The organism is Mesorhizobium sanjuanii (genome assembly GCF_002529485.1).
Taxonomy (GTDB): domain Bacteria; phylum Pseudomonadota; class Alphaproteobacteria; order Rhizobiales; family Rhizobiaceae; genus Mesorhizobium; species Mesorhizobium sanjuanii.
Genome location: NZ_NWQG01000246.1, coordinates 1 through 17057, shown reverse-complemented (window position 1 = coordinate 17057; position 17057 = coordinate 1). Strand labels below are relative to the sequence as shown.

The window sequence follows — 17057 nt, the reverse complement described above, 5'->3', positions numbered from 1 at the left end:
TCGTAGACCAGAGCGCGCGTATCCTGGCGCGTCGCCGGCGAATCGCCACCATCCTGCCTCGCCGCCGATTGCAGCACCGCGATCAGGAACTTGCCGTCCGGCGTCAGCGCCATGCCTTCGAGGCCCTGGTTGTTCTGGCGGCCGGTCTCGGGATTCTTCGGATCGGGTTCGGCGGCTCCGGGGCCCGGATTGTCCGAGGCGAAGTTCGGCTTGCCATGGCGCATCGGCACCAGCGCCGCCGGCGGCTGCGTGGCCGACATCAGATGGCCGTCAGCCGAGAAGCGGTAGATGTTCGGGCCGTATTCGTCGGAGATGAACATGGTGCCGTCGGGCAGCCGCGCGATCGCTTCGTTGTCGAGCGCCAGCTTGCCATTCTCGGCCTGCGGCAGCATCGGCATGTCGCCGCTTGCTGTGCGCACACCCTTGAGCGGGTCAAGGCCGGTCGTGTCGGTGCCCTTGTCGTCGGTGAGCAGAATGGTGTCGGCGAGCGTCGCCTTGAGGCCCGACTGTTCCTGTCCGGCGGCGGGTGCTGCGCCCGGTGCTACCGGCGCAAGCTCGATGGTGATGGTGTTGAGGCGCGGCCGATAGTCGGTGGTGCCGACGACGTTATAGCCGCGATCCGGCAGCAGCCAGAGCGAACCCTTGTAGCCGGTCGCGTCATGCGTCCAGCCCTTGGCGTCGATCGACATGCCGGAACCGGAGCCGAAGGTCTCGCCGAGCTTGTCCTTCTGGCTGGCCGGAATGCGGCCGACGCCGACCAGTCCCTTGTTGACATACGCGACGTCAGCGAGCGCCGGCGTCAAGAGCGCTGGGGCGAGGGCGCTGAACAAAGCCAGCGCGACGCCGAGCGAAGCGGTTCGGTACAGATTTTTCATGGATATCCCTTTTGTGACGACGCGTGCCGGAGCGGGCGCAACCCTGGAGGGCGTCGCATCGATGATGCCGCCCGCGCCTTTCCATGGAGCGGTCTAGGACGCAAACATGATACTTGCGTGACAGGAGGCGCTTGTTTCTATGCGGTTGATGGGAACGAGGGCCTTGGCGTCCTTCCGCATTTTTCTGGCGATTGCCGGCGGATGCCGTCACCCTCGCGGGTGCAGATATCCCGCGCCGCGGATCGTCTTGATCAGTTCCGGCTTGGCCGGATCCTTCTCGAGCCGGCGGCGCAGCCGGGTGATGCGGCTGTCGATGCTGCGGTCAAACGGTTCGTCGCCCCTTGGCGGCGCAAGGTCGAGCAGTTCGTCGCGACCGATGACCTGACCGGGTCGGGTGGCGAAAGCCGCCACCAGATCAAGCTCCATCGGTGTAAGCGACATTGTTACCCCATCGGCATCGCTTAGGTCTCGCGCATTTGCGTCGAACACATAAGTCCCGAAGGCGAAATGCCCGGCGGGCAGAACGTCGCCATTGGTCGCCCGCCTTGGCCTGCGTCTGCGCAGCACCGCGGCGATCCGCGCTTCCAACTCGACCGGAGCAAAGGGTTTTGCGAGATAGTCGTCGGCGCCGACTTCGAGGCCCGCCACCTTATCGAAGACCGAATCGGCACCCGTCAGCATCAGAATGCCGGTGTCGTGATGCTCGCGCAGCCAGCGAGCCAGACTGAAGCCGTTCTCGCCCGGCATGTTGAGATCGAGAACGACAAGATCGGCTTTCGCCACCGCGATGGCTTCGCGCAATTCGGCGCCGCCGGATGCCGTGCGTATCTGATAGCCTTTCGCCTGCAGATAGTCGGCGATCATGAACGCCACGTCGGTCTCGTCGTCCACGACAATGATGTCGGCCATGCGTTCCCCCGCGGCGAGCGACGGCGCCAAAGTACAGGGCATTTGCCCCGGGTCAACCGCAGGGATGGCACGCCCGCCGGCGATTTCGGGTCGGTTCGACACAATTGAAACAATGGAAGTCGAGAAGACCACCCCCGGGGCATCCTCGCGACATCGTTGTGAAACGTCCGTGCCGTTGTCTATCCAGCGACATTGCCAATGACGACGCGTTGCCGACACCGCCGGGCAATGGCCGACTTGACAGGCCGAGGGCCGATCAGTCCACTGGCCCACACGGGAACAGAACCGTCGCGACGGCGCATCCGTCTGTGGAGATCTCGCCTTGCCGACCTCCTGGAACCAGTCCTTGTCCCGGCGTTACGCGCTGGCGATGGCCGCCCTGCCTCTCATATTGCTTGTCGCCGGCCTTGGCCTGCATCAGTTCCATAGTGGGCAAGCTTCACCTCTTCCCTACGCGATCATCCTGGCCGGCCTGCTGGTCTTCCTTTTCGCCGTGCACAGGATATTTCCGCCCGAACTGGGGCGTCCCGCGATCCTCCAGGCGTTTGAAGGCGATGCCGCCGAGCAAGGCCGTGCGCGGCAGGCACTGGAGGAAAGCGAGCAGCGCTACCGCAGCGTGGTCGAACTGCAGACGGAGTTCGTCGTGCGAATGTCGCCGGACGGCTATTTGAGCTTCGTCAACGACGCCTATTGCCGGGCATGCAAAATGACCCGCGAACAGCTTCTCGATCCATCCTGGTGCGAACTCGACGTCCTGCCGCCCGAAGAACGGCGCCGGTTTGTCGAGCACCTTGCCCGTCTGACCCCCGAGGCGCCGGATGCCGGCATGGAACTCCTCAATGCGATGCCCGACGGCACGCGCCGATGGCTGGCCTGGAACGATCATGGCATTTTCGACAGCGCCGGGCGCCTTGTCGAAGTGCAGTCGGTCGGCCGCGATATCTCCGACCGCGTCCTGGCCGAACAGGCGCGGTTTGAAGCCGAGAAGCTTTCGGGAGAAAGGGAGGCGCAATTCCGCGCCATCGCCGAAGGCGTGCCGCTGCCAATCATCATCTCGGCAATCGAGGGACCGGAAATCCTGTTCGTCAACGAACCGGCGCGCAAGACGCTGGGCGTCGAGGTCGGCCAGATCGGAGCGGAAGCAATATCGACCTGGCAGGATCGTGCAACGCGAGACGACCTCCTGCGGCTTTTGTTGAAAGATGGCATCGTCGACGCCTTCGAGGCCGGAATGACCACGGTGCAAGGGTCGAGAATTGATACGCTGGTTTCGGCGCGCCTGATCACGCGTGGCGGCCGTTCAGCCATGCTTGCGGCCGTCACCGACATCACCCGCCAGCGGGAAGCCGAGGCCGAGATCGCGCGCCAGCGCGAGACGCTGTACCAGTCGGAAAAGCTCTCCGCGCTCGGCTCGCTGCTGGCCGGTGTGGCGCATGAACTCAACAATCCGCTTTCCGTCGTCATCGGTTACAGTTCGATGCTGAAGGAATTCTCGACGGACAGCACGACCGTGGGGCGGGCGGATAAGATCCACGCGGCGGCCGAGCGATGCTCGCGGATCGTGCGGACGTTTCTGGCTATGGCCCGGAAAAGGCCGCCGACAAGAGGCGCCGTCGACATCAATGAAGTCGTCGCCGCTTCGTTGGAGCTTGCCGCCTACGGCTTGCGTTCGGCAGGGGTCGAAATCCGCACCGAACTGGAGGAATCGCTTGCCAACGTCTGGGGTGACAGGGACCAACTGCATCAGGTGCTCACCAATCTGGTGGTGAATGCGCAGCAGGCCTTGCTGCAGGTTCCGCACCCGCGGCGGCTGACCATCGTCACCACCGGCGAAGGCGACGTCGTCGAGGTGCTTGTCGCCGACAATGGCCCAGGCATGTCGCAAGCCGTCCGCACGCGTGCTTTCGAGCCGTTCTACACGACCAAACTGGCCGGCGAAGGCACCGGGGTCGGATTGTCCGTCTGTCAGGGCATCGTGAGCGCCCATGACGGCAGCATTGAACTGGATACGGCGGAGGGCGGCGGCGCCCGGTTCACGGTCCGGCTTCCGAGCGGCAGAACCGAGACGGTTCCTGCGCCCGAGACCGCCGGAAGGATGCCGCCGGCGCCGGCGGCTGCGCGCATCCTGGTGGTCGACGACGATGCCGACATTGCCTCGATGATCGCCGAGATGCTGCGCCGCGATGGCCACGACGTCACCATCGCCGACGATGCGAATGCCGCGCTCAAGGCGGTGCGCGAGGATGGAATCGATCTCTTGATCAGTGACATACGCATGCCGGGCCTCGACGGCCCCGGGCTCTATCGCGCGCTGGAAGAATTGCGTCCCGGGCTCACCCGACGATTGCTGTTCGTGACCGGCGACACGCTGGCGCCCGAGATCGACCGCTTCATCGGCGAGACGGGGGCGCCAGTGATCGAAAAGCCGCTCGATCCGCAGACCTTTCGCAGGCTGGTGATGGAGCGGCTGAGGGCCATGGAGACCAGCGCAATGGAAGGGGCCGAAGCGTGACAAGACAGAAATTGCTCATCGTCGACGACGAAGCGCCCTTGCGCGAGATGCTGTGCGACTACCTGCCGATGCATGGCTTCGACGTTCGGGCCGTTGCGGATGGCGCGGGCATGAGCATCGAGCTTGACCGCTTTGGCCCCGACCTCGTCATTCTTGACGTCAATCTCATCGGTGAAAGCGGCTACGATCTCGCGCGCGAAATCGCCAGGCGGAGCCGCGCCGGCATCCTGATGCTGACCGCCGTCGGCGACCTGCCGCATCGCCTCGAAGGTCTCGCCGCCGGGGCGGACGACTATATGGCAAAACCGTTCGAGCCGCGCGAATTGCTGGCGCGGGTCAGGAGCGTCATCCGGCGCCTGGGCGAGGAAGAACGAATGCCAGCAAGCCGTGTTCGTTTCGGCCGCTGCGTGCTCGACATGGCCGGCCGCACGATGGTCGATCCGAATGGCGCCGATGTGCAGTTGACGTCCATGGAATTCGACCTGTTATGCGTGTTCGCGCGCCATCCCCGGCAGATATTGTCGCGCGACCAGCTTTGCAGACTCGCGCACAACAGGGATCTCGAGCCGGGCGACCGAAGCATCGATATCCGCATCACGCGGCTGCGCAAGAAGTTCGAAACCGAACCCGATGCTCCGGCGGTGCTGGTGACGGTGCGCGGCGAAGGTTATTTTTACGAGCCGGCTCACGACGCCGCCGGGCATCGCTAGAAACGGGGCTGCCGGAAGAAGAAGTCACCGGAAGAAGCGGCTTGACGACTGGCCTACGGCCGGGAGGATCAAGGCGGTCCCTTGTTTTCACACAACCGGTTTGCGCGCCCTGCGGAACTGCCGCCGCAGGCTTCGAACGGCATCGCGCACCACGGGAATGGTCCAGCGCGCGGTCATCGTCGCGATCAGCAGCCCGGCGACCGGATCGGTGAAGCGGGCAATGATCGTGCCATGCCAGATCATGGCGGTTGCGAGCGACGCGGCGATGAGCAGGTTCGACGACAGCTTGTCCGAGAACAGGCAGATTTGCGCGCGGGCCAACGCCGAGGCTGCAGCCACGTTACGGGCCTTCCACCGGCGCAGGATCCAGAAGTTGACCACCGCGTAGGCCCCGTTCAGGCCCATGGCGAGAACCACGCCGGAGCCATGCGGTTCGACACCGCCGGCTGCGATGCGCTGGATAGCGACGCTGGCGACGACAGCCATCGACAGGCACATGCCGAAGGCGGCGAGCGCGTTGACGAGCGTCTCGGCCATGGCTGCCCGCCGCTTGCCCAGTTTCTTGCTGCCGCCAGCCACAAACAGGACGGAGACCAGCACCAGCATGTCCATCAGCGTCAGCGCGAGATCGGCGCGGATGGTCAGCGAGGTGGACGTCGCCGCCGCGTAGGCGATCAGCAGCAGGCCCGGTGTGCCCGCCAGCACCGCCAGACGGGCAGTCCGGGCAGCCGCGCCGTCATTGGTTTTTTGCAAAGCTTGCATCGCCAGAAACTCCTCGTTCTGGCGTCATCGATGCGGCGGGGATGTTGCGTGGATTTGCCGACTTGCTGCTCGAAGGTTTCCTTTGTGTCGCCGCGCTGCATGCGCGACGCGTGGGCGGATCGCCACAACTGAAACAATTCGGTCGAATTCGGCATTCGTCCGAAACAGCCGGGAGCGACAAGCCGCGCCACGGAGCGAACCCGACGGGACGGCTCCGCTGAAAACGAAAAGGAAATCAAATGTATCGCTTCAAGACTTACATGGCTGCTAGCGTGGCGATGGCCTGCCTCGTGGCTCCGGCCAGCGCCGGTGGCCCGGAGGGGATAAACGGCAAATCGTTGAACGGCCTGGAGCAGAATTCGCTGACTAGCAATTCGCTCACCAGCAACTCGCTGACCCACAACGGCCTCGGCGTCTATGCACTAAACGGCGTGCATGCCGAGGGTATCGTTCTGGCGAAGAGTCTCACTCCGGCTGGCAAGTCCATCATCGACCCGAACGTGCGCAACTTGCCGGCTGTTCAACATGGTACGGGCTCCGTCATCGACCCGAACTTCGGCAATTTGCCGGCTGTCCAGAAGGGCAATTTTCAATCCTCGACCGCCGGCAAGAAAAGCAACGGGCTTCCGTCCGGTCACAGCGTTGGCGGCGGCGATGGGACCAACCATGACCGGCCGACCCGCTCGCCGAGGCGCTAGGGTCCGGCCCTGGTCGTTCGCTGACAATGGAACGGATGGCTTCGCGCCCTCCGTTCTCTGTCAAACAATTAGCGCCGGAGGCGTCGGCCCTTGGCCGTGCTTCATCAACCATTCGCAAGACGTGCCGTCAGGAGCCAACAATGTCACACCACAGCTTCGCCACTATTGGCCGCCGCGCATTGGTCGCCGTCGTCGCAGCCGTTTCCAGCATGGCTGTCATGCCCTCCGCCGAGGCCGGGACCGGACAAGAAATCAGCTCGATTTCCGTTGTCGGCACACGGTTTGAGGTGACGACCGAAGACGGTCGCATTGTCTCTCAGAACGATCTCGTCGGCGCCGTTCTGACGCTTGGCGACGGACAAGACCAGGTGCCGCTACGCATCGATGCGGTCGAGACCGATTCCCGCAATCCGGATGGCGCGATCATGCTCTACTCCATGTCGAGCCGCGACGCGGCGACCGGCGAATGGCACAACATCTGCGAAGCCGACATTGAAGGCCGGCGCATGGGCTTTCCGCTCGCCGGGACCTGGACGCAGGACGGGCGCCATCTGCCGTCCGGTACGGCATTCAGCATCACCTGCACCGGCGGCGCCCAGGCGAAATGCGTGCGCTTCGGCTATCAGCCCTGGGAAAGATCGGCGGACGGCACGTCGCTGTGGGATCATCATCAGGCGTGCACCCGCATGATCCGCGCCGACTATTGCGGCGACGGCGTCGGCCACACCCGCAACGGGACGCCGATCGTCGTCTACGATCGCAAGGGTATTCAGCAAGACGAGACCGCGCCGGATATGTCGTTCGAGGCGGCGTGGGGTGTGGGCGGCGCGCTTTGCGTCAGCCACACGAGAATACGAGATGTGCTGACAATGGAGGGGCTGGCTCGGATCTGCCCTGATGTGCGGCAACTGCCTCAGACACCGGCCTGCGAAAGCCAGGCGGGGGCGCTGATCCTCAACCGTTCAATCGACCAGAGCGGACGGCATACGCCGTAGCAGGCCGTCAACCGACCGTGATCAATCACTGTCGCGCGCGATCAGCTCCAGCGGCCAGACCTCGCGCATTATCCGCACGCCCTCCGGACCGGCGAAGGCGGGAAGGGATGCGAGCAGCATCTCCGCCAGCCGCCGGCCCATGGGCTCCAGCGACGGACGGAAGGCGGTCAGCGCCGGCGAGAAGTAGCGGCAGAGCGGCGTGTCGACGATGACGATCACCGCGATGTCGTGGCCGGGCCTGATGCCCATCTCGGCCAGCGCCTTGCAGCCGCCGAGCGCCATCGCGTCATTGTTGAAGATGATGGCTGTCGGCCGGTCCTTGGAGATTATCACGCGCGGCGTTACCTGGTAGCCGCCAGCCTCGTTGATGAAGCCGTCGGCGATCAAGCCGGGGTCGACTTTGATGCCGTGCCTCTTCAGCGCCTTGCGATAGCCGTCGAGGAACAGGTAGCCGAAGTTGAGATCAAGCGAAGGGCGGATGGCGGCAATGCGGCGGTGGCCGCGCGCGACCAGCCGGTCGACAGCTTCATCACCCGCCCTCTCGAAATCGATATCGAGCGAAGGATAGGTGTCGCCGCCGGATAGACTTCGGCCAAGCGTGGCGAAAGGAAAGCCGGCCTTGCTGAGATAGTCGATCCGATCATCTTCCCGCCGTGTATTGGCCAACACGACCGCGTCGGCCCGGCGCGTCTCAACCACGCGGCGAAGCCTCTCCTGCTGATATTGGCCGGGCTCACCCATGACGACCATCAGATCTAGGTCATACTCGGCGAGCCGCGCCTGCAGACCGGTCAGGAACGGGATGAAGAACGGCTCGCCATATTGCTGGTCGCCGGGATGCGGTTGCAGCATGAAGGCGATTGAGCGGGTGGCGCCCTGGCGCAGGCTGCGGCCCGACTGGTTGGGCGAATAGTTGAGCTCCCTAGCGGCTTCCAGCACGCGCTGGCGCGTCTCCGCATTGACATCGGCGCGGCCGTTGAGCGCGCGCGACACGGTGCCGATCGAAATGTTCAGGTGACGCGCGAGGTCGTGAATGCTGGACGCCAAAGGACGGTTCTCCCCCTTGCTTGGCTAGCACCGGCAGCCGCGCAGGCCAAGGATAAAGACGATTTTTCGCGAGCGGCCAATTGACATTCTATCTCATCGGGTGTGTTGTCGTAAACGTTTACGGAAAAACGTTTACGGCGATGCCGGAAATGCCGTGACTTCGGTCTGGAGGGGCCGAACGGGAGGAGTTGGATGATGGATGTCGTCCTGGTCGGCTGCGGCGCCATGAGCAAGCGCTGGCTCGATGCCGCGAGGCAGATCGACGGGCTCAGGATTGCCGGCCTTGTCGATCTCGACGCGGAAAGGGCGAAGGCGAGGGCGCGCGAATACGAACTCTCCGGCGCCGTCATCGGAACCAGCCTCGACGCGGTGCTCGACCAGACCAAACCCCAGGCCGTGTTCGATGTCGTGGTCCCCGCCGCCCGGCGCGATGTCGCGCTTTCCGCCTTTGCGCATCACTGTCATCTGCTGACCGAGAAGCCGCTGGCCGACAGTCCGGAAAATGCGCGCGCCATCGTCGAGGCGGCGCGCCAGGCGGGTCGCGTCCACGCCGTCGTCCAGAACCGCCGCTATGTCGCCAATGTCAGGCGCATCAGGCGCTTTCTCGACTCGGGAGCCATCGGGAAGCCGACCAGCATTCATGCCGACTTCTTCATCGCCCCGCATTTCGGTGGCTTTCGCGAGGAAATGGCCCATGTCCTGCTGCTCGACATGGCGATCCATACGTTCGATGCCGCCCGCTACATGGTCGGCGGCGAGCCGGTGAGCGTCTATTGCCAGGAATGGGAACCGACGAATTCCTGGTACCGGCAGGGGTCGTCGGCCAGTGCTGCCTTCGATCTCGGCGGCGGGAAGGTCTTCACCTATGCCGGCTCCTGGTGCGCAAATGGCTTCCGCACCAGCTGGGAAAGCGCATGGCGCATCGTCGCCGAGCGCGGCAGCCTGCTCTGGGACGGCCATGACGATCTGAAGGCCGAGCTCGCGCTGTCCGTCCGGGACGAGCTTTTCGATAAAACCGAGCCGGTGGACGTGCCGCCGCTCGATCCGGCGGATCGCGTCGACGGCCATCTCGGCATCATCAGGGATTTCATGCACGCCGTCGAAACCGGGATCGAGCCGGAAACGCGCGGTACCGACAATATCAAGAGCTTGGCCATGGTCTTTGGCGCCATCGAGAGCGCCGAGACCGGACGCCGCGTTGCCATCGCACAGGATGCACAATGATGCCAAACCCGCTTCTCGATATCAGGATCGGCACCATGGTGCGGGCCAATCTCGACGAGCCGGCGGGTTACGTCAAACAGATCCTGCCGTTGGGTTTCGAGAGCATCCAGCCTTTCTTCTGGCAGACGCTGGGCGGAAAGGATCTGCCAAGGCTCGCCGGCCAGATCCGCGAGGCGATCGGCGATGCCGACGTCGTCGTCTCCTCGCTCGGCGTGTTCGGCAATCCGCTGGAGAGAGGCGATGTCGATCAGGGCGTGGTCAAGGCCTGGGAAACCGTGATCGACAACGCGCATCTGTTCGGAGCGTCCATGGTCACAGGCTTTACCGGGCGCCTGCGCGGCAAGAAGCTGACCGACAGTCTGCCGCGCTTTCGCGAAGTCTGGGGCCCTCTGGCCAAACGCGCCGCCGACAAGGGCGTGCGCATCGCCTTCGAGAACTGTGCGATGGACGGCAACTGGGCCAGCGGCGACTGGAACATCGCCCACAATCCGGACGCCTGGGAGCTGATGTTCAACGAATTGCCGGACGACAATCTCGGCCTGGAATGGGAGCCCTGCCACCAGCTCGTCTATCTCATCGATCCGCTGCCGCAGATCCGCAAATGGGCGCCGCGCATCTTCCATGTCCATGGCAAGGACGCGACCGTGCGCTGGGACGTGATCCGCGAGCATGGCGTGTTCGGCCGGCTGCCATTCGTGCAGATGCGCACGCCGGGCTTCGGCGACAGCGACTGGACGCGAGTGATCAGCGAATTGCGACTGGCCGGCTACAAAGGCGCCATCGACATCGAGGGCTGGCACGACCCGGTCTACCGCGGCGACCTCGAGATCACCGGGCAGGTTCGGGCGCTGGACTATCTCAAGCAATGCCGGGGAGGTGCGACGTATCTGCCGAACCCGGCTTGAGGCCGATGCATGTCGCGCAAAAGTGCGCCGCGGTTTTGCGCTAACGACATGCCTCAAAACAAGAACTTAAAGCGCGTCGCACGGGTTCGTTCAAACGCGACGCGCTTTAAGCCGGCGGGAGGAGCCGGCCAGCGAAGCATTGCGGCGACAAGCCGAAGCATTCGTCGAAACCCCTCGGCTTGCGAGGGAACAATGGGAGGATAAGTGCATGAGCATCGCGATGAGAACGACAGTTCTGCGCTCGGCCGTCGTGGCTGCCGCCACGGCGCTCGCCGCCGCAATCTCCACCTTGCCGGCGCAGGCGCTGGACGCGCAATGGTGCAAGGACGTCCATATCCGCTTCTTCGTCGGCGGCGCCGAGGGCGACGCCTTCGGCACCATCGTCTACAATGGCGCCAAGCAGGCGGCGGCCGATCTCGGACCCAAGGTCGACTACATCTTTTCCCAGTGGGACGTCGAGAAGATGGTGCAGCAATTGCGCGAGGCGGTCGCGGTCAAGCCCAACGGCATCGCCATGATGGGTCATCCCGGCGACGCTTCGATCATGCCGCTGGCCGAACAGGCGCACAAGGACGGCATCAAGATGATGTACCAGAACGTGCCGGTGCCGAAGGTGGTGGCGGCGTTCGGCGGCGGCTATGTCGGTGCCCAGCAGGAACAGCAGGGCCGCGCGCTCGGCGCCGAGGCGTTCAAGCTGGCCGGGCTCAAGGCCGGCGACAAGGCGATCATGATCGGTCCGTTCGAGAACGAGGCCCGCGGCGCGCGCGAGCGCGGCACCGTCGCCGCGCTCAAGGAGGCGGGCGTCGAGGTCATCCAGCTTTCCTCGCCGCCGAGCGGCGAATGGGCTTCCGACCCCAATCTGGCCATCCCGGTGATCACCGCGGCACTGCTCAACAACCCGGATGTCAAGGCGGTCGGCTATCCCGGCGGACAGATGCTCGGCAACGTCCCCACCTACATGCAGGCGGCGGGACGCAAGCCCGGCGACATCTTCAATTTCGGCTTCGACACAAGCCCGCAGATCGTCGAGGGCTTCAAGGGCGGCTGGGTGCAACTGACGGCCGACCAGCAACCGTTCCTGCAGGGCTATCTGCCGATCCTCAGCCTCTGCCAGCAGGTGGTGCTGGGCCTGGCGCCGATGAATGTCGACACCGGTGCCGGCTTCGTCACGCCGCAGAATTATGAGATCGTCGCCGAGCTGGCCAAGCAGGCGCTGCGCTGACCTCCCAAGCCGCCGGCCGGGATCTGGCCCGGCCGGCGGGGCCGCTGGCGAAGACGCCGGCACGAACTCAAGCGAGGATCCGATGGCCGAACGCATCATCGAACTGCGCGATATCAAGAAGTCCTACGGCCAGGTCTATGCGCTGGGCGGGGTCAATCTCAGCGTCGACCGCGGCGAGGTGGTCGGCCTGATCGGCGACAATGGCGCCGGCAAGTCGACGCTGATCAAGATCCTGTCCGGCGTGGTCCAGCCGACCAGCGGCGAGATCCTGGTGCGCGGCGAGCCGGTGACCGGATGGAGCCCCGCACGCTCGCGCGACGCCGGCATCGAGACGGTGTTCCAGGACCGCGCGCTGGCCGTGCAGCAGACCATCGTGCGCAACATCTTCATGGGCCGTGAGCTCACCGGCTTTATGGGCTGGCTGAAGGTCAACAAGGAGATCGAGGAGGCGAGCCGGCTGATGCGCGAGATCGGCTTCACCTCGAAAGTGTTCACGCCGCATTCGATCGTCGGCCAGCTCTCGGGCGGCGAACGCCAGGGCGTGGCGATCGCGCGCGCCATCTACAAGAAAGCGGAGCTGATCGTCCTCGACGAGCCGACGACGGCGCTGTCGCTGACCGAAACCGCCAAGGTCTTCCACTTCGTGCGCCAGGTGCGGGCCAGCGGTCGTTCGATCCTGTTCATCGGCCACAACATCCACCACGTCTTCGACATCGCCGACCGCTTCGTGGTGCTCGATCGCGGCAAGGTGGCGCTCACCGCCGACCGCAGCGAGGTCAAGTCGGCCGAGGACCTGATCAACTTCATGGAAGACGTGGCGCATCCCGGCGGATTGGCCGGCTTGCACGATTCCGGTGACGCGGGGAGGGCAGCGCGATGAGCAAGATCATGGAACCCGATCTGCAGAGCCCGCTTGGCGGCACGCAAAATGAGGCGGCCGGGAAAGAATGGCGACACCCGTCCGACAATTGGCTGCGCGGCTTCATCCTCGACAACCGCGCCGCGCTCGGCACGCTTGGCGTGTTCATCGTCATGATGGCGGTGTTCATGATCGCCAACCCGGTCGTCTTCACCACCTGGTATCTCTACAGCTCGGTACTGACCACGCTGCCGGTGGCGCTGTTCGTGGTGGTGCCGCTGGTCTTCGTCGTCACCTGTGGCGAGATCGACCTGTCGTTTCCGGCGACGATGGGCTTTGCCTCCTGGGTGTTCGCGCTGGTCGTGCAGGCCGGCTACGACCCGTTCCTCGGCATCGCCGCGGCACTAGCCACGGGCACGCTGCTCGGTTTCCTCGTCGGGTCGCTGGTCGTCTATGGCGGGCTGTCGTCGCTGATCGCCACGCTCGGCATGAACTTCCTGCTGCGCGGGCTGATCCAGATCATCAACGAGGGCAAGTCGACGGCGCTCACCAGTCTCGCCGACAGCTGGGCCTACAAGATATTCTCCAGCCAGCTATATGGCATCCCGGTGCAGATATTCTGGGCCATCGCCTTCGTCGTGCTGTCGGCGCTGCTCTACAACCGGCATCGTTTCGGCGCGCAGGTGAGGGTGGTCGGCGACAACCCCGATAGCGCCCAGCAGATGGGCATCGACGTCAAGCGGGTGCGGGTGAAAGTGTTCGTCTTCGTCGGCATCGGTGCGGCGATCGCCGGCACGTTTTCGGTGATGATCAACTTCACCTGGTGGCCGACGGCCGGCGACGGCTATCTGTTGCCGGTGCTGGCCTCGGTGTTCGTCGGCGGCACGCCGACCTGGGGCGGCATCGGCACCGTGATCGGCGGCGCGATCGGCGCGGTCACGGTGGCGTTCATCCAGACCGGCGTGGTGGCGGCAGGCCTGAGCGGCTTCTACGTCCAGTTCTTCAACGGGCTGATCATCATCCTGTCGCTGCTCGGGCACAAATGGAACCAGGCGCGGTATCGGTGAGGGCAGTTTCGTTGACGGGCCGCATGCCTTGATGGGGGAGACGCCCGTCGCTTCGTCATCCACGGGCGGAGCAAGGAGCGCAGCGACGCAGCGCAGACCCGAGGATCCATGCCGCGGCCCAATCGCATCACCACGGTGCAGAATTCTGTTCCGCTGGGTTCCACGGCCAAGGTCACGGCATGGATCCTCGGGTCTCCGCGACGGAGCTTCGCTCCTGCTTCGCCCGTGGATGACGAAGATGGGGAGGCTTCCGCCAGAGAATGTCGCTTTAGGACAGCAGGGCAAGTAGGCGGCTCAAACCCCCGTAACAAACCCATCCAGCACGCGTTTCTGGCCGGCCTTGTCGAAGTCGATGGTCAGCTTGTTGCCTTCGATGGCGGCAATGTTGCCGTTGCCGAATTTCTGGTGGAAGACGCGGTCGCCGACATTGAAGGCCGACGGCGTGTCGGCGACGGATTTGGCGACCAGCTCGCCGTCGATGGTGCGGCCTTTGACCGAGGTGCGGCCGGCGCCGTAGCCGCTATCGGTCTCGCCATAGCCGATGCGCTCGACCTGGTGACCGGAGCGCGAGCCCCAGTTGCGATCGGTCGCCTCGGTGCGGTTGGCTTGCGCGCGCTGCCAGCCCGGTGTCGCATAGGTGTTGGAGAAGCTTCCCGACTTTTCCGCGCCGACATTGTCGAAACGCGAGGCGCCGTAAGGATTCTGGCGGCCACCGCGGCCCGAGGCGAACGAGCCGCCGCCATAGGAATTGCCGTAACCGCCATAGGAGTTGCCGCTCTCGGCGACCTCGACATGGGCTTCCGGCAATTCGTCGAGGAAGCGCGAGGGAATGGTCGATTGCCACAGACCATGGATGCGGCGGTTGGAGACGAACCACAAATGCAGGTTCTTCTTGGCGCGGGTCAGGCCGACATAGGCCAAGCGGCGCTCTTCCTCCAGCCCGGAGCGGCCGCCTTCATCCAGAGACCGCTGATGCGGAAACAGGCCTTCCTCCCAGCCGGGAAGAAAAACAGTCTCGAATTCGAGGCCCTTGGCCGAATGCAGCGTCATGATGTTGACGGCGTCGAGGGATTCGTTCTGCTCGGCGTCCATGACCAGCGCGACATGTTCGAGGAAGGAGCGCAGCGATTCATACTCCTCCATCGAGCGGATCAGCTCCTTCAAATTCTCCAGCCGTCCGGGCGCTTCCACCGAACGGTCGTTCTTCCACATGTCGGTGTAGCCGCTCTCTTCGAGGATGGTCTCGGCGAGCTCGGTGTGCGGCGTGGTTTCCAGCGCCTTCTGCCAGCGCTCGAAATTGGCTGCGACCTCGCGCAGCGCGGCGCGTGGCTTGGGCTTCAGCTCGTCGCTTTCGGCGAGCTTGGCGGCGGCCTCCAGCATCGGGATGCGAAGCGCGCGCGCCGTGTCGTGGATCTGGCGGATGGTGGCCTCGCCAAGCCCGCGCTTCGGCACGTTGACGATGCGCTCGAAGGCGAGGTCGTCGGCGCCCTGCGCAACCACGCGGAAGAAGGCCAGCGCGTCACGGATTTCCATGCGCTCGTAGAAGCGCGGGCCGCCGATGACGCGGTAATTGAGGCCGAGCGTGACGAAACGGTCCTCGAACTCGCGCATCTGGAAGGACGCGCGCACGAGAATGGCCATGTCGTTGAGATTGTGCTTCTGCCGCTGATAGGCCTCGATGGTCTCGCCGACGGCGCGCGCCTCTTCCTCCGAGTCCCAGGCGGCGTGGACATGCACCTTCTCATCGTCCTCGACGACTTTTTCGGTGAACAGCGTCTTGCCGAAACGGCCCTCATTGTGGGCTATCAGATGGGAAGCCGTGCCGAGGATGTGCGCGGTCGAGCGGTAGTTGCGCTCCAGCCTGATGATGGTGGCGCCGGGAAAATCCTTGTCGAAGCGCAGGATGTTGTCGACCTCGGCGCCGCGCCAGCCATAGATCGACTGGTCGTCGTCGCCGACGCAGCAGATATTAACGGTGGAGGAAGGGCGCGGGTTTCCCTCCCCCTTGAGGGGAGGGTGGCCGGGCGAAGCCCGGTCAGGTGGGGTCCTAGCCGCAGTGCTCGACGTTCTGGTGCTTGATGAATGGGCGGTGCCTTCTGCGGCGACCCCCTCCGCCCGCTTCGCGGGCACCTCCCCCTCAAGGGGGGAGGATTGCGGCCGCTGCGCCAAGAGCCGCAGCCACATATACTGCGCGGTGTTGGTGTCCTGGTACTCGTCGACGAGGATGTATTTGAAGCGCTTGTGGTATTCCTTCAGCACATCGGGATAGGCGCGGAAGATGCGGATCGGGTGGCACAATAGGTCGCCGAAATCGCAGGCGTTGAGCGTCTGCAGCCGTTCCTGATAGGCCTTGTAGAGCTCGCGGCCCTTGCCGTTGGCGAAGGAGCGGGCGTCGCCCTCGGGGATATCCGCGGGGCCAAGCCCCTTGTTCTTCCAGCCGTCGATCATCTGCGCGAACTGCTTGGCTGGCCAGCGCTTGTCGTCCAGCCCTTCGGCCTGGATCAGCTGCTTGATCAGGCGCACGACATCGTCGGTGTCGAGAATGGTGAAATCGGATTTGATCCCGGCCAGCTCGGCGTGCCGGCGTAACAGCTTGACGCCGATCGAGTGGAAGGTGCCGAGCCACGGCATGCCCTCGACATTGCCTTCGCCGATCAGGATGCCGATGCGCTGCTTCATCTCGCGCGCCGCCTTGTTGGTGAAGGTCACCGCAAGGATCTGTGAGGGGAAAGCCTTGCCGGTGGCGAGGATGTGGGCGATGCGGGTGGTCAGCACCCGCGTCTTGCCGGTGCCGGCGCCGGCCAGCACCAGAACCGGGCCTTCCGTTGTTTCGACGGCTAGCCGCTGCTCGGGATTCAATCCCTTGAGATAGTCTGGCGCATCGTTGCGGCCGCTGCGGGCAGCCATGGCGCGCGCGGCGATGCCGGACGGGGCCGCGGGCCGCGCATTCGGTTCGTCAAAAAAGGGCATGTCTTCCGAAAAGCCGGACATCGCCCCCGAATGTAGTGATTCGGTGGCGAAAGGCCAGAAGTGTCTACGTTTTGTTCCGGTTTGGAAGCCGAATTGCCGATCGCCGTGCGAATATTATCGCCCGGCGCCCGACAATCCGGCCAAAAGCGCTCTTGCGAGTGTTAGCGGGCTGCTGCCCGCATGCGCTCGCCGATCTTGTCCGCGACATAGCCGGCATCGCGCGCGGCGCCATGGATCATCGTGGAGGATGTCGAGTGCTGGAAATGCAGGCCGCAGACATAGAGACCGGGTTCGCCCTCCAC

14 protein-coding genes are annotated in these 17057 nt (G+C 64.5%); 9 read left to right on the top strand and 5 right to left on the bottom strand.

What is annotated here, in order from left to right; translation table 11 throughout:
- Both CN311_RS29105 and CN311_RS29100 read right to left on the bottom strand, forming a co-directional pair.
- Positions 1-875, bottom strand: an 875-nt coding sequence (locus CN311_RS29105) for an esterase-like activity of phytase family protein (RefSeq protein WP_208866599.1), incomplete at its 3' end; no start/stop codon positions are given.
- 207 nt (positions 876-1082) lie between these two features.
- Entirely contained in the window at positions 1083-1784 is a 702-nt protein-coding gene (locus CN311_RS29100; protein WP_097577063.1) for a response regulator transcription factor, read from the bottom strand.
- Positions 1785-2106: 322 nt separating this feature from the next.
- Between CN311_RS29100 and CN311_RS29095 the strand changes: the two genes are divergently transcribed.
- Positions 2107-4296 (top strand): hybrid sensor histidine kinase/response regulator, encoded by a 2190-nt coding sequence (locus CN311_RS29095; protein ID WP_133117285.1) that lies wholly within the window; start codon positions 2107-2109, stop codon positions 4294-4296.
- Positions 4293-5006 (top strand): response regulator, encoded by a 714-nt coding sequence (locus tag CN311_RS29090; RefSeq protein WP_097577061.1) that lies wholly within the window; start codon positions 4293-4295, stop codon positions 5004-5006. The genes CN311_RS29095 and CN311_RS29090 overlap by 4 nt, the downstream gene beginning before the upstream one ends.
- Before the next feature lie 87 nt (positions 5007-5093).
- On the opposite strand, the gene CN311_RS29085 is transcribed toward CN311_RS29090, so the two are convergent.
- Complete coding sequence (locus CN311_RS29085) at positions 5094-5768, bottom strand: cation diffusion facilitator family transporter (protein ID WP_097577060.1); 675 nt, start codon at positions 5766-5768, stop codon at positions 5094-5096.
- A gap of 239 nt (positions 5769-6007) precedes the next feature.
- Between CN311_RS29085 and CN311_RS29080 the strand changes: the two genes are divergently transcribed.
- Complete coding sequence (locus CN311_RS29080) at positions 6008-6466, top strand: hypothetical protein (RefSeq protein ID WP_097577059.1); 459 nt, start codon at positions 6008-6010, stop codon at positions 6464-6466.
- 140 nt (positions 6467-6606) lie between these two features.
- Positions 6607-7461: an ADYC domain-containing protein gene (locus tag CN311_RS29075; protein WP_097577058.1), complete on the top strand. Its 855-nt coding sequence runs from the start codon at positions 6607-6609 to the stop codon at positions 7459-7461.
- A gap of 21 nt (positions 7462-7482) precedes the next feature.
- Here the strand turns inward: CN311_RS29075 and CN311_RS29070 are convergent, their stop codons facing one another.
- On the bottom strand, positions 7483-8508 hold the full coding sequence (locus tag CN311_RS29070; RefSeq protein WP_097577057.1) for a LacI family DNA-binding transcriptional regulator: 1026 nt from the start codon (positions 8506-8508) through the stop codon (positions 7483-7485).
- A gap of 192 nt (positions 8509-8700) precedes the next feature.
- On the opposite strand from CN311_RS29070, the gene CN311_RS29065 reads away from it, so the two are divergent.
- From CN311_RS29065 to CN311_RS29045, 5 genes are all read left to right on the top strand, one after another.
- The gene (locus CN311_RS29065) at positions 8701-9732 is read left to right on the top strand and encodes a Gfo/Idh/MocA family protein (protein ID WP_097577056.1); all 1032 of its coding nucleotides are present in this window, start codon (positions 8701-8703) and stop codon (positions 9730-9732) included.
- Positions 9729-10637 (top strand): sugar phosphate isomerase/epimerase family protein, encoded by a 909-nt coding sequence (locus CN311_RS29060; protein WP_097577055.1) that lies wholly within the window; start codon positions 9729-9731, stop codon positions 10635-10637. Before CN311_RS29065 ends, CN311_RS29060 begins: the two co-directional genes overlap by 4 nt.
- 208 nt (positions 10638-10845) lie before the next feature.
- Entirely contained in the window at positions 10846-11859 is a 1014-nt protein-coding gene (locus CN311_RS29055) for a substrate-binding domain-containing protein (RefSeq protein ID WP_097577054.1), read from the top strand.
- 82 nt (positions 11860-11941) lie between these two features.
- On the top strand, positions 11942-12739 hold the full coding sequence (locus tag CN311_RS29050) for an ATP-binding cassette domain-containing protein (protein ID WP_097577053.1): 798 nt from the start codon (positions 11942-11944) through the stop codon (positions 12737-12739).
- Positions 12736-13785, top strand: a complete 1050-nt coding sequence (locus CN311_RS29045; RefSeq protein WP_097577052.1) for an ABC transporter permease — start codon at positions 12736-12738, stop codon at positions 13783-13785. The genes CN311_RS29050 and CN311_RS29045 overlap by 4 nt, the downstream gene beginning before the upstream one ends.
- 294 nt (positions 13786-14079) lie before the next feature.
- Here the strand turns inward: CN311_RS29045 and CN311_RS29040 are convergent, their stop codons facing one another.
- Positions 14080-16776 carry an ATP-dependent helicase gene (locus tag CN311_RS29040; protein ID WP_097577051.1) on the bottom strand — a complete coding sequence of 899 codons (2697 nt, stop codon included), beginning with the start codon at positions 16774-16776 and terminating at the stop codon, positions 14080-14082.
- Positions 16777-17057 lie beyond the last annotated feature (281 nt).